Source organism: Streptomyces sp. TLI_55 (assembly GCF_900206255.1).
Classification (GTDB): Bacteria; Actinomycetota; Actinomycetes; order Streptomycetales; family Streptomycetaceae; genus Streptomyces; species Streptomyces aquilus.
In genome coordinates this window covers 4836093-4849147 of the sequence record NZ_OAOJ01000001.1, presented here as the reverse complement: position 1 = coordinate 4849147, position 13055 = coordinate 4836093, and the positions used below count along the sequence as shown (strand labels likewise).

14 protein-coding genes and 1 pseudogene are annotated in these 13055 nt (G+C 71.2%); 9 read left to right on the top strand and 6 right to left on the bottom strand.

Going from position 1 to position 13055, the window contains the following annotated elements; genetic code table 11:
• Positions 1–5 precede the first annotated feature (5 nt).
• Entirely contained in the window at positions 6–1037 is a 1032-nt protein-coding gene (locus CRP56_RS22215; RefSeq protein WP_097274345.1) for a medium chain dehydrogenase/reductase family protein, read from the bottom strand.
• A gap of 177 nt (positions 1038–1214) precedes the next feature.
• Between CRP56_RS22215 and CRP56_RS22210 the strand changes: the two genes are divergently transcribed.
• Entirely contained in the window at positions 1215–1868 is a 654-nt protein-coding gene (locus tag CRP56_RS22210) for a TetR/AcrR family transcriptional regulator (RefSeq protein ID WP_097266585.1), read from the top strand.
• Between the two features lie 395 nt (positions 1869–2263).
• Here CRP56_RS22210 and CRP56_RS22205 read toward each other — a convergent pair whose 3' ends face one another.
• Positions 2264–2866, bottom strand: a complete 603-nt coding sequence (locus tag CRP56_RS22205) for a TetR/AcrR family transcriptional regulator (protein WP_079306016.1) — start codon at positions 2864–2866, stop codon at positions 2264–2266.
• Positions 2867–3034: 168 nt separating this feature from the next.
• Between CRP56_RS22205 and CRP56_RS22200 the strand changes: the two genes are divergently transcribed.
• The 5 genes from CRP56_RS22200 (at position 3035) to CRP56_RS22180 (ending at position 7007) form a co-directional block, all read left to right on the top strand.
• Positions 3035–3832, top strand: coding sequence for an AfsA-related hotdog domain-containing protein (locus CRP56_RS22200; RefSeq protein ID WP_179851089.1), 798 nt, complete (start codon positions 3035–3037; stop codon positions 3830–3832).
• Positions 3833–3894: 62 nt separating this feature from the next.
• Positions 3895–4524, top strand: coding sequence for a hypothetical protein (locus CRP56_RS22195; protein WP_097266580.1), 630 nt, complete (start codon positions 3895–3897; stop codon positions 4522–4524).
• Positions 4525–4681: 157 nt separating this feature from the next.
• Entirely contained in the window at positions 4682–5575 is an 894-nt protein-coding gene (locus CRP56_RS22190) for a hypothetical protein (protein WP_097266578.1), read from the top strand.
• A 42-nt stretch (positions 5576–5617) separates the two neighbouring features.
• Positions 5618–6709: a 3-oxoacyl-ACP synthase III family protein gene (locus tag CRP56_RS22185; RefSeq protein ID WP_257040878.1), complete on the top strand. Its 1092-nt coding sequence runs from the start codon at positions 5618–5620 to the stop codon at positions 6707–6709.
• A gap of 85 nt (positions 6710–6794) precedes the next feature.
• The gene (locus CRP56_RS22180; RefSeq protein ID WP_097266576.1) at positions 6795–7007 is read left to right on the top strand and encodes a hypothetical protein; all 213 of its coding nucleotides are present in this window, start codon (positions 6795–6797) and stop codon (positions 7005–7007) included.
• Between the two features lie 62 nt (positions 7008–7069).
• On the opposite strand, the gene CRP56_RS22175 is transcribed toward CRP56_RS22180, so the two are convergent.
• Entirely contained in the window at positions 7070–7873 is an 804-nt protein-coding gene (locus tag CRP56_RS22175; RefSeq protein WP_257040877.1) for an HAD family hydrolase, read from the bottom strand.
• 143 nt (positions 7874–8016) lie between these two features.
• Between CRP56_RS22175 and CRP56_RS22170 the strand changes: the two genes are divergently transcribed.
• The gene (locus CRP56_RS22170) at positions 8017–8430 is read left to right on the top strand and encodes a VOC family protein (protein ID WP_097266573.1); all 414 of its coding nucleotides are present in this window, start codon (positions 8017–8019) and stop codon (positions 8428–8430) included.
• 14 nt (positions 8431–8444) lie between these two features.
• On the opposite strand, the gene CRP56_RS22165 is transcribed toward CRP56_RS22170, so the two are convergent.
• Both CRP56_RS22165 and CRP56_RS22160 read right to left on the bottom strand, forming a co-directional pair.
• A complete protein-coding gene (locus CRP56_RS22165) occupies positions 8445–9431 on the bottom strand; it encodes a phosphotransferase family protein (protein ID WP_097266571.1) in 987 nt (328 codons plus the stop codon).
• 488 nt (positions 9432–9919) lie between these two features.
• A complete protein-coding gene (locus tag CRP56_RS22160; RefSeq protein WP_097266569.1) occupies positions 9920–10954 on the bottom strand; it encodes a saccharopine dehydrogenase family protein in 1035 nt (344 codons plus the stop codon).
• Between the two features lie 102 nt (positions 10955–11056).
• Between CRP56_RS22160 and CRP56_RS22155 the strand changes: the two are divergent.
• A pseudogene (locus tag CRP56_RS22155) lies at positions 11057–12036 on the top strand (helix-turn-helix domain-containing protein).
• Positions 12033–12362, top strand: a complete 330-nt coding sequence (locus CRP56_RS22150; protein WP_097266567.1) for an antibiotic biosynthesis monooxygenase family protein — start codon at positions 12033–12035, stop codon at positions 12360–12362. Before CRP56_RS22155 ends, CRP56_RS22150 begins: the two are co-directional and overlap by 4 nt.
• Positions 12363–12643: 281 nt before the next feature.
• On the opposite strand, the gene CRP56_RS47655 is transcribed toward CRP56_RS22150, so the two are convergent.
• Positions 12644–13027, bottom strand: coding sequence for a VOC family protein (locus CRP56_RS47655; protein WP_179851088.1), 384 nt, complete (start codon positions 13025–13027; stop codon positions 12644–12646).
• Positions 13028–13055 lie beyond the last annotated feature (28 nt).

The window sequence follows — 13055 nt, the reverse complement described above, 5'->3', positions numbered from 1 at the left end:
GTGCGTCAGGCGCGCAGGACGACCTTTCCGGCGACGGTGCCGGACTCGGCCAGCCGCATCGCCTCGGCAGCCTGGGCGAGGGGCAGTTCGGCGGCGATCTGAGCGGTGATCTCACCGCGCCGGAGCGCTTCGAAGACCTCGGTGAGGTCGGCGCGCAGCCGGGCCTGGAAACGGCCGCGGTTCAGGGCGCGGCCGGCCCAGACGTTGAAGAAGTAGGCGCGGCGGCGGTTGGGCAGGGCGTTCCACAGCCAGATCCGGCCGAGCAGCTTGAGGACGGGCCACTGCTTGGAGCCCTCGTCGTCGCGGGTGGAGGCGGTGCCGTAGGAGACGAGGGTGCCGCCAGGCGCGAGCAGGCGCCAGGAGTCGACGATGCCGCGGCCGCCGACGTGGTCGAAGACGGCGTCCACGCCGCGCGGGGCGAGTTCGCGGACGCGGGCGGGGATGTCCTCGGTGCGGTAGTCGATCGGGCGCACCCCCCGCTCCCGCAGAGCGGCGTGGTGACGCGCGGAGGCAGTGCCGATCACGTCGGCCCCGGCGGCTTGGGCGAGTTGGACCAGTACCGAGCCGACTCCCCCGTTGGCGCCGTGCACCAGGACGGTCTGCCCGGCGCCGATGCGGGCCTTGCGGTGCAGCATCTGCCAGGCCGTGATGCCGTTGATCACCACGGTCTCCGCCTCCGCCGCGCCGATCCCGTCCGGGACCGGCACCACGTCGGTGGCGTCGAGGACGACGTGGCTGGCCCAGCCGCCCACCTTCAGCAGCGCGGCCACCCGGGTACCGACGAGACCGGCGCCGACCCCGTCCCCGGCCGCCAGCACGGTGCCGACCATGTCGTAGCCGGGGACGAAGGGGAAGGGCGGCTGGTCGTAGTAGCGGCCGCGGCGCATCTGCTGCTCCGCGAAGGAGACACCGGTCGCCTCCATGCGGACGACGACCTGCCCCGGCCCGGCACTCGGGACGGCACCCAGCCGCACCTGCAGTCCCTCCGGCTCGACCTTGCCCGGCAGCACGACCTCGATCATTTCTGCGGTGCTCATGACGACCTCCATCGACTCCACCAGTTTTGTTAGTGGCTGGCGCGTTCGTTAGAAGTTATAACTCCATCGCGCAGTGACAGTCAAGCGCGTTCGTAATAGGGTCTAACTCCGAGCGTGCGAGCAGCGGCTCACCCGGCCCACGGGAGCCGGCGAACACGACGGAGAAGGGACGAGCACATGGCCATCGCGGGCAAAGAGGCCCCACGTGAGCGCTACCGCGCCCAGCTACGCGCCGAGATCAAGCAGCACGCCTGGGAACAGATCACCGCAGCCGGGGCGCCGGGGTTGTCCCTGAACGCCATCGCCAAGCAGATGGGTATGAGCGGCCCCGCGCTTTACCGGTACTTCGCCAGTCGAGACGATCTGATCACCGAGCTGATCCGCGACGCCTACCGCAGCCTCGCCGACGCCCTCCACGCCACCGCCGGCTCCGGCGCGGACCTGGCCGGACTGGGACACGCCCTGCGCGCCTGGGCCCTGGACGACCCCCAGCGCTACTTCCTCGTCTACGGCACACCCGTCCCCGGCTACCACGCCCCCGACGACATCACCACGATCGCCTCCGAGATCATGGACGCCCTCCTCGACGCCGCCCGGCCCAGCGGCACCCCCGCCGACACCCCGGACGACTCCCGCTTGGAGGCCCACCTCGCCGAGCACCGCGGGTGGGCAGCCGACCACCCAGCACCCCCGGCCGCCCTGCGCAGCGCCCTGCTCTTCTGGACCCGCCTGCACGGCATCCTCTCCCTGGAACTGGCAGGCCACTTCACCGGCATGGGATTCGACCCGGCCGAGCTGTACGAACACGAACTGCGGCACCTGACCCGGTAGGCACGCCTCCGCACTCCGGCCTTTAGCTCGGCCCACGCGCGCAGGTCGTCCGAGGTGGCGGTCTGACGGCTGTTCTCCCGCTTGTAGATCTTCGAGTGGGGCCGGCCGAGCATGGCACCGCGCGTGGCGACGTCCCGAAGCCGGCAGTAGCGCAGACTCCTGCTGTCGCGGCCGGAGGCATGTGAGCCGCTCTCGGAGGACGGCTACAGCGCGCTGTTGACGGCCAAGGCGATCAATGGCCTGGGGTGGTCAGGCCCCACCGTCTACCCGGGCGCGGCCCGCTCCACGTCATGACAGGAGGTTCGCGCGGGTGCACACGCGCGCGGCGGGCGTACCACTCCCACGAGCAGCACCGCCCTCAGAACTCCCCCAGCCCAGCGGGGCCTTGACCCACGTCAGACCGCCCCCTGCAGCACGTTGTCGATGATCGAGTGCCCGTGCGCCACCACGCTCGCCCGCAGCAGCGCCCACCCGCTCTCCGTCTCCCCGTCCGGCCCCAGCATCAGCCGGCGCTGCTGCGGCACGATGAACGGCCAGGACGCGATGCCGATCAGGGCGATGAGCACGCGGGCGGCCGTCGCGGGGTCGTCGACGCCGAGCGCGAGGCTGAGCGCGGCCGTCTTGTGGACGTAGTACGCCTCGCGCTCCTTCTCGTCCGGGATCGGCTTGTCGCGGTAGTGCAGGCCCTCCCAGGCCAGCAGCCGTACGAGGTCGGACTGGCGGTGATAGTCGAAGACCTCGCCCACGTACGAGCGCAGCCCCTCCTCCGTGACGGGGATGGGCACCGCGTCCGACATATGGGCGTAGACCTTGGTCATCACGGCCGCGAACAGGGCTTCCTTGTTGCCGAAGTAGGCGTAGATCCGCTGCTTGTTGACGCCGGAGCGCTCGGCGATGCGGTCCACGCGCGCTCCCGCGAGCCCGTGCTCGGAGAACTCCGCCTCGGCGGCTTCCAGAAGCTTGGCGCGGGTCGCCTGCGCCTTGGGTGTCTCAGCCATGGGAACAGCGTAGTCCACGCCACAACCAACTGGATGGTTCAGAAAAACCAACTAGATGGTTGCACTCCCGCCGCGACTCCTCTACGGTCTTTCACATCGGCCCCGCCACCCCGGAAAACCCGGTGCGGAAGAGGCGGCAGGCCCCTCATGTCAGCTGAGGAGAAACGCATGTCAGCCACAGCCACCCTCCGGACCCTGCTGCTCGTCGGTGACCGTTTCGCCGGATTCGCCGCCCAGCAGGACGTCCTCACCGTCAGCCAGTTCATCGAGGAGATGCGCCTCGGGGTGTACTCCTGGGACAGCCGCCCGGTCCGGGTCCGCGCAGGTCAGGGCGTCACCGCCGAGGACGCGGACATGGTCAGGGACGCCGCCCTGCTGCTCGGCCTCGGTGACCGACTCGACCTCGACTTCCGGGCGCCGGCGCTGGCCGGCCGCGGCGAGGCCCACAAACACATAGCCAGCAACACCCTGATAGCCGACCTACGGCGGGACGGCGCGGACCTCTTCTCCGCCACCCTCCGCGTCCACAACGACAACGAGCTGCTCATCGACCACCAGACCGGCGAGCACGTCCAGGGCATGGTCGCCGTCGAAGCGGCCCGGCAGATGTTCCTCGCGGTCAGCGAGCGCTACCACGCCTGCCGCTACCTCGACCGCTCGTACTACTACGTCATCGAGTCGATGAACACCGACTTCGAGAACTTCCTCTTCCCCGTCGACGCCACGATCGTCTACCACGCGCTGCGCGCCGAACTCGACGACCCCGACCGGCTGTCCTTCGCCGCGGAGATCTCCCTCCACCAGGCCGGCCGCCGCGCCTCGATCACCACCGTCACCTACACGGCCTTCGACGCCCCGGTCATCGAGGCCAAGGAGCACCGCCGGGCGCAGTTCGCCGTCGAGCACACGGTGCGCAACGCACGCGTGACGGTCACGCCCACGAAGCCAGTGCCGGCCGCCGTCTGAGCACCACTCACCCGCTCAACTCCCGTCGTATCCCAGCAAGTCACTCACTCAAGGAGACCGTCATGTCCGCTTCCGCCGCCCTCATCACCGCCACCGAGCTGTTCGCCAAGCCCGAGCAGATCGACGCCGTCGCCGAGGCCTGGCAGGCCCACAACGACGCGTCCGGCTTCGACGGCCGCATCCTCTACCGCGGCCTGGAGAGCAACTCCGTCCTCGAACTCGCCCCGCTGCACCGCGGTTTCGAGCAGATGGAGGAGCTGCGCGCCGACTGGTGGAAGCTGTGGGAGGCCGTCGGCCCGCTGGGCGAGGGCGACTTCCGCCGCCAGTTCCTCCAGTTCGTCGAGGCGCCCAAGCCGGCCGCCGGCGCCCTGCCCGACACGCACTACGTGCAGATGCGGCACGTCGAGGTCGTGCCGCGGGTCTACCGGCAGTACCGCGCCTGGCGCGAGGAGACCATCTTCGACGTCGTGCGCACCACGGACGAGGTCAAGAGCTTCCAGGCGTTCCACTCGCTGGCCAGCACCGAGCCCGGCGTGATGTTCGTGTCCGGCTTCGACGCCGACCCCGCGAAGTACATGGAGGCCTTCACCTCCCCGCGCTACCAGCAGATCGTCCGCGAGGCGGGCGACACCTACATCACCGGAGGCGACAACGGCCTGTACACCCGCATCTACGAGCGCGTCACCGCCTGATCCCCTACGGCCCCCACCCCTCCCCACGGCCGGCCGCGGAACCCCTGTGCACTGAGCGCGGCGTTGCGCGGCCGGCCGTCTCCAGCTCTCCCTTCCGTCACCCGCCTCTCCCTCCGTCACCCGCCTCTCCACCTCGCGTCCGCGAAGGAGTACCGACATGACCCTCTCCCCCGTGGCCCCCGCGCCCGTCGCGGCCGCGCCCATGACCCGGACCTACGACCTGAGCGTCACCACCCAGGGCCCGCTCTACCCGCCGAGCGAGATCGTCGACGAGAACGGCGACTTCGTCGTCATCGGCCGCGTCAACCGGCCCGGCCCCGACGGCGCCACCGTCTCGGCGTGGGGCGGCGCGGTGGTCTCCCCGGACAGCCCGCTGCCGCCGCTCGGCCAGAACCTGCCGTACGACATCGTCCGCGAGCTCGACCTCACCGACCCGACCGGCCCGGACGCCCAGGTCCAGCTGTTCACGCTGCCCCTGCCGCTGCCCTGCAACAACTACCCGATGCTGTTCGCCCCGGAGCAGCGCCCCGACGCGCACGACGTGCGCCGCCCCAGCTATCCGCTGCACGGCGCGCCCATCCCGGACCTGCGCGAGGAGGACGGCCCGAAGGTGCGGGAGCCGATCACGCTCGGCCAATGGACCAAGGCGCGCGGCCAGTTGGAGGTGCATGTGCCCGCGAACCGGCGCAGCGCCGACTTCGCGTTCGCCTTCACGGGCCTGATCCCGGACAGCCTCTACACGGTCATGTCGCTGCGCGAGCACGACCTCGACCCGGCCGGCCCGACCCGCCCCGGCCCGCTCGGCGTGCCGAACGCCTTCATCAGCGACAGCAACGGCATGGCCCACTACCGGGCGACCCTCCCCAACCCCTTCCCGGCGCCGGGCACCCCCGGCTCCAACCGGGTGATCAACGTGGTCGTGCTGTGGATGAGCTACCAGCAGAACTACGGCGGCGCCATCGGCCACTTCGGCCTCGGCGGCGACATCCACGCCCAGCTGAAGCTCCAGGGCCCGAGCTTCGCCGAGTTCACGACCGAGCCCGCCAACTGATCGTCCTGCTGTGCCACTCGACCCTCAGGAGAGACCATGGACATGGACCAGCCCATCGGCATCATCGCCACCGGCTCCTACCTGCCCGCGACCGTCGCCCACAACGACGAGGTCGGCGCCGCGGCGGGGGTGACCGCCGAGTGGATCGAACGCAAGACCGGCATACGACGACGACACCGCGCCGCCCCGCACGAGGCCACCTCCGACCTGGCGGCCAACGCGGCCCGACAGGCGTTGCTCCAGGCCGGCCTGACGGCCGATCAGATCACGTACGTCGTCGTCGCCACGTCCACCCCCGACCACCCCCAGCCCGCCACCGCCGCCATCGTCACCGACCTCATCGGGGCGCGCCGGGCCGCCGCCTTCGACGTCAACTCGGTGTGCAGCGGCTTCCTGTTCGCGCTGACGGCCGCCGACCGCATGCTGCGGGCCGAGCCGCGCACGGCGTCGGGGCAGGGGCCGTACGCCCTGGTCATCGGCGCGGACATCTACTCGCGCATCCTGGACCCGGCCGACCGCAAGACGGCGATCCTGTTCGGCGACGGGGCGGGGGCCGTCGTCCTCGGGCCCGTGCCGGCCGGGACCGGCGGCATCACCACCAGCCTGACGACCCGCGGCGACCAGCACCGCCTGATCAGCGTCCCGGCCGGCGGCAGCAGGCGTCCCGCGACGGCGGACACGGTCGCGGAGGGCGCGCACTGGTTCACGATGGACGGCCGCGGGGTGCGCGGCTTCGTGCACGACAACCTGCCCGGCGCGATCGGCGAGTTGCTGGCCAAGGCACGCGTACCGGGGCGTGCGGTACGGCACTTCGTCCCGCACCAGGCGAACGGCGTGATGCTCGCCGAGGTGTGGCCCGCGCTCGGCCTCGACACGGCCCGGATGCATCTGGCCCTCGCCCACCACGGCAACACCGGTGCCGCGTCCGTCCCGATCACCCTCGACGTGACGCACCGCCGGGGCCTGTTCACCGAGGGCGACCTGACGGTGCTGTCGGCCTTCGGGGGCGGCATGTCGGTCGGCTCGGCCCTGTTCCGCTGGGCCCCGACGGCCCACGCCCGCCCGGCACGGGCCCAGGCGCCGACGGAGGCGAGCACGGGCGTGAAGGAGCCGGTGCTGGTCGGAGCGAGGTAGGTCCACCCCCGCCCGCCGCACCCCTACGGAGAAACCCCAGACGTGCACGGACCACCGACCCCACCGACGCCCCTCAGGAGCAACAGTGATCACCCTGCAGAAAACAACAGGCCTCACCGGCACTCCCCGCCTCCCCCGTCTGCACGTCCTGGCCAACGGCACCCTGGCCTCGGTGCGGCGCGGCGGCACCTGGTACCTGCTGAACACCGGCCCCGAGGCACGGCGGCCCGTCCTCCACCTCGCGGGGGACGCGGACGACGCGGAGCTGGAGCCGCACATCTGCCGGAGCATCGACTGACCCCGCACACGAGGGGAGGGACGGAGGACCCTGACGGCCTCCGTCCCTCCCCTCACGCATGCTCAGCAGAGCGGCATGGCGCAGCCTCCGGTGCAGCCCTCGGAGTGCTCGTCGCGGCCCATGGACCAGCAGGCGAGCGCGCACCCGGAGACGGTGGCCGCGGCCCGGTCCGCGTGCCGGGCGAGATAGCCGCGCACGACGGGGTCGTCGCCGACGCCACGGGGGTGGCCGACGCAGTCGAGGAGCGGGAAGTCGGAGGGGTGGTCGCCGTAGGCGAAGCAGTCGCGCGGGTTGACGCCGGGGTGTTCGGCGAGCATCCGCAGGGCCGCCGCCCGCTTGCCCTCGCCGATCACCGGCTCGGCCAGCTCGCCGGTGTAGCGGCCCTCGCGCACGACGGGCGAGGAGCACAGGACGTGCCGGGCGCCGACGCGCTCGGCGACCGGGTCGAGGCAGGGCGGGAAGGACCCGGAGACCAGCACGATCTCGGCGCCGGCGGCGCGATGGCGGGTCAGCTCGTCGACGGTGGAGGCGATGAAGAAGCCCGGGTCGGCGGCGGCGAGGGCGAACCACTCCCGCCCGAGCGCGGCCATCTCCTCGACGCTCTCCCCGGCATAGGAGCGGTAGTAGGCCCGGTTCACGTCCTCCCGGGGCACCCCGGCGGCGGAGCGGCCCTTGAGGTCGGCCTCGACGAGCCGGTACCGGTGCTCTCCCTCCTCGCCGAACCGCCGTACGAGCTGAAAGCGCAGGAACTCGAACATGCTCTTGCAGTTGATGAGCGTCTCGTCGACGTCGCAGAAGACCAGGTAGGCCGGCCGATGCGCCGTGTCGACCCGCACCCCGCCGGCTATCTCCGCCACCACCGTCATTCCCAGAACCTCCCCCTCGGGGCCCGGCACGGTACCGGGCACTAAAAAAATTCCTTCGTGAAGGTATCACTCACCGGATGCTGTTGTCAGTGGCCCCGGCTAGCCTCCGAAGGAGTACCGGCACCCCTTTTCGGGAGGTTTCCATGGCCTCGCGCCTGAACCCGTACCTCAGCTTCGACGGCACCGCTCGACAAGCGATGGAGTTCTACCAGGAGGTGTTCGGCGGCACGCTGGCGCTGAACACGTACGGCGACTTCGGCCAGGCGGACACCCCCCTGGCCGACAAGATCATGCACGGCATGCTGGAAACCCCGTCCGGCTTCACCCTGATGGCCGCCGACGCCCACCCGGACATGCCGAACACCGTCGGCACCAACTACTCGATCAGCCTCAGCGGCGACGACGACACCGAACTGCGCGGCTACTGGGAGAAGCTGTCGGCCGACGGCACGGTGTCGGTGCCCCTCGACAAGCAGATGTGGGGCGACGTCTTCGGCATGTGCACGGACCGGTTCGGGGTGCCGTGGATGGTGAACATCGCGGCGACGCAGGGCTGAGCGGGCCCGGCGCCTCAACCGAGGGCCCGTACCCGCCCCACCGCCTCCGTCAGATACTCCCGCGTCCAGGCGACATGCTCCGTGTCGTCCGTGGCGCGGGGGCCGTCCTCGACGACCAGGATGAGGCCCAGGTAGAGCTGGTAGAGGGCGAGGCGGTGGCGCAGGGCCGAGGTGAAGTCCAGGGTGCCGCCGGCTTCGACGTAGCCGGTGACGACGTCGCTGTCCGGGGTGACGTCGCCGCCGAAGGCCAGGGAGATCAGCTCGGCCGCCGGGTCGCCCCAGAAGGCGCGTTCGTGGTCGATGACGCCGGTGATACGAAGGTGATCGCCGCCGTTGACGAAGACGTTGCCCGGCCAGAGGTCGAAGTGGACCAGGCGGGGTTCGGTGACCTCGTCGAGCGCGTAGCCGCCCTCGGCGACCAACTTCCTGATGGTGTCCGGCTCTTCGGGCAGCTCCGAGTTCCAGTGGGCAGCGTCCTCCAGCAGCGCGTCCACCATCGCCGTGAACGCCGTCCGCCAGTCCGGCGCCGACAGCCCCGACCGTGCCGCCGGGTAGCCGAACCGGCCGTCCTCGGACACCAGGGTGTTCAAGCGGGCGGTGACCGCGCCCAGTTCGCGGCGCAGGGTGCCGGTGGCGGCCGGGGAGAGGGTCGTGGCGACCTTGTCCCAGGGGGTGCCGTCCAGGAGGGAGACCATGAGGAACTCGTCGTCGGCGTGGAGGAGTTCGGGGCCCGGCACCTGCCCCTCCGGGAGCTCCGCGAGCCGGCGGTAGACCATGGCCTCCGTCGCCATGATCCCGCGCTCGTACCGCAGCACCGGCACCTCCGGCGGCGGGGCGAGCTTCACGATCGCGGGGCGACCGTCGTCGAGGCGGACGCGGTAGGCCGTGTTGTAGCAGCCGTCGGTCAGCTCGGCCTCCGGCCGGCCCCCGATCCCGGCCGAGGACCGCAGCAGGGCGTCGAGGTCGGCGGGGGACAGACGGCGCTTGGTCTGACTCTGCATGGGGCCACGCTTCCAATCCAGATGCACTCTGTCGGACAGCGGAGGGGCCAGCCGCCTGGGAGCGCTCCCAAGATGCCGCCCGGTCACGGCGGCGTCAAGGGTGACGGAGGGGCTCGCGGCGGTCGCCGTCCCGGTGCGCCCGGGGCGACGGAGCGGCTCATGGCAACCGCCCTCTTCCCTGCGTCAGGGATGACCGAGCGGCTCGCGGCGACCGCCCTCCCGCTACGCCCGGGGCGACCGAGAAGCGCGCAGCGACCACCCTCTTCCCTACACCCGGGGCGACCGAGCGACTCACCACAACCACCCTCCCCCTACACCCGCGGCAACCGAGAAGCGCACAGCGACCACCCTCTTCCCCCGTCAAGGAGGACCGAGCGACTCACCACAACCACCCTCCCCCTACACCCGCGGCAACCGAGAAGCGCACAGCGACCACCCTCTTCCCCCGTCAAGGAGGACCGAGCGGCTCACCGCAACCACCCTCTCCGCTAAGGCAGTTCGACCGTCACCTGCCCGGTCAACGCCCGCAGGAAGTCCGCCGCGTCGAACATCTCCCCGGCCGACACCACCCCCGCCCCCACCTCGGTCCGCCCCGTCAGCACCCGCTCCGTCGCCTCCACCACCAGCGGCGCCGTGACGGCGTAGATGTCCCGGCCGCGCGCCACCGCTCGCCGTTCCGCCCCGCCCGACCGCACCACCACGTCCACCAGGAAGGTCTGCGCCGACCGCCCCGTCCCGTCCCCGTCCGCCGCGACCGGTGCCGGGGTCTCCGGCGCCGACAGGTCCCTCGCCGCCTCCACCGTCATGTACGTCCGCACCTCGGGGATCGACAGATGGCTCGGGACCGTCACCACGTCGGCCATCGTGAACTCCCCGATGACCTCCCGCGCCCCCATCGGCTCCGGGAACACCCACTCCAGCACCGGCGCCGCGTCGTCCCGGTACTCCAGCCGCCCGCCGCTGAACCGCACGCGTCGCCCGGCCCGCCGCCCCCGCGACACCTCGCCCGCGCTCCGGGTGCCCGGGGTCGGGTGCCAGCTGTTCAGGCCGTACGCGACATGCGCCTCGTCGGCCGCCGTCCACTCCCCCATCGCGGCCGTGATGAGCAGGTCGCCGAGTCCGCCGTAGAACGCCATCGCGGGCACCACCGGCACGCCCGCCGCCCGGGCGCGGTCCGCGAAGTGGGCGAAAGTGTCGGCGTTGGCCTCGATCTCCGCCGCCACGTCCAGATAGGGAATCCGGGCGCGCAGTGCCGCCTCGATCACCGGGGCGGCCGTCGTCGCGAACGGCCCGGCGCAGTTGATCACGGCCGCCGCGCCGGCCAGCGCACGGTCCAGCGAGGCCGGGTCGTCGACCGACGCCGGACGCGCCTCCACGTCGTACGCGACGGCCATCGCCTTCAGGCGCACGGCGTCGCGGCCGGAGAGCAGCGGCACGAGCCCGCGCTCGACCAGTTCCTCCACGACGAAGCGCCCGGTGTGCCCGTACGCGCCGAACACCGCCACCGTCTGCCCTGCTCCCATAACGCCCCCAACCCCCCGCGTTGATCCGTCGACGACCATCCTGGGCCGCCCGGCGATCACGGTGTGAGTGTCCGGAACGACACGCCCCATACAATTACGGACATGACCACGGTCGCCCTCGCCGTCACCGACGGCATGCTGCACTTCGAGCTGTCCCTGGCGTACGAGGTGTTCGGCGCCGTGCCGGACGGGGTGACCGTCCCCTGGTACGAGGTCACCGTGTGCGGCTCGGCGCCGGTCCGGGTCGGCCGGTTCCTGCTCGCACCGGATCACGGTCTCGACCGGCTGCGCGACGCGGACACCGTGATCGTGCCGGGCTGGGCGGACGTGGCGGTGGACCCGCCCGCCGAGCTGGTCGAGGCGGTGCGCGCGGCGCATGCGGCGGGGGCGCGGGTGGCCTCGCTGTGCACGGGCGCGTTCGTGCTGGCCGCCGCCGGTCTGCTGGACGGCAGGCGCGCGACCACGCACTGGGCCCACACCGAGGAGCTCGCCGCCCGCCATCCCGAGGTGGAGGTCGACCCGGACGTCCTCTACGTCGACAACGGCAGCGTCCTCACCTCCGCCGGGAAGGCCGCGGCGATGGACCTGTGCCTGCATCTCGTACGGCTCGACCACGGATCGTCGGTCGCCAACGCCGCCGCCCGCCGTCTCGTCGTACCCCCGCACCGGGCCGGTGGCCAGGCGCAGTTCGTCGCCGCGCCCGTGCCCGCCCGCGACGACCACCCGCTCGGCGCGCTGCTGCCCTGGGTGATCGAACGTTTGGACCAGCCGCTGACCGTGACGGACCTGGCCCGCCGGGCCGGGATGAGCGCGCGCCACCTCACCCGGCACTTCCGGGCGGCCACCGGCACCACCCCGTTGCAGTGGCTGCTGACCCAACGCATCCGCCGCGCCCAGGAGTTGCTGGAGTCCACCGACGACGGCATCGACACGATCGCGACCGCGACGGGCATGGGCACGGCCACGACGCTGCGCCGCCACTTCCACCCACGGTCGGCGTCCCCCCGGACACCTACCGCCGCACCTTCCGCACCCGGCCCGCCATCGCCCAGAAGTCACCTACAGGGACAATGAGCACATGAGCATCGTGAAGATCAACGTCCTCACCGTCCCCGAAGAGCAGCGCGAGGTCCTGGAGAAGCGGTTCGCCGCCCGGGCCGGGGCGGTGGAGGGCTCTGACGGTTTCGAGTGGTTCGAGCTGCTGCGCCCGGTGGAGGGAACCGACACCTACCTCGTGTACACACGGTGGCGTGACGAGGAGTCTTTCCAGGCCTGGCTCGAGGGCCCCATGAGGGCAGCTCACCAGGGCGGTGGTGGGAACGGCGGCGAGAAGCCGAAGCCGGCCGCAACGGGATCGACTCTGTGGTCGTTCGAGGTCGTCCAGCAAACTGAGCCCAAGAACGCATAGACGTCACCATCAGCCGTCCGTGGTCCCAGCCCTGCCCAGAGTCCTCGCTCTCGTGAAGAGCTCGAAGGCTCCGGCCAATTGGGAGGTGGCTCTGGGAACGGTTCGACAAAGACGATGACAAGCAGCGGCACGCGGTCGAGTGCGGGATCAACCGCCTCAAGCGTCACCACGCTGTGGCCACGAGATACGACAAACTCGCCGTCCGCCATGAAGCGACCGTGCTGGTCGCGACCATCAACGAGTGGCTGTGATCAGCTACTCGGACGGTGAGCGAATGAGCCTCAGGACGACATCGCTGCGCGCTCGGCCGCGCTGCGCAGAACGCAGAATTCATTGCCTTCGGGGTCGGCGAGGACGGCCCAGCCGGCGCCATCGGGTTCCCGGCGATCGGCGACCAGGGTGGCACCGAGGCTCAGCAGTCGCTCGACCTCCTCTTCGCGCGAGGTCTCGGGGCGCAGACACAGGTGAATCCGGTTCTTGATCGTCTTCGGCTCTGGCACCTGGTTGAAGTACAGCAGTGGGCCCTCCGGCAGGGTCACCGCAGTCTCCACGTCACCCGGCTTGCTCTCTGGATGCAGCGGACAACCGAGCGCCTCGCTCCAGAACCGAGCCAGCTCATAGGCATCCCCACAGTCAACCGCCACGTTCTGCACCACCGAAACCATGCACGAGATCCTGCCCGGAGCTCCGCTC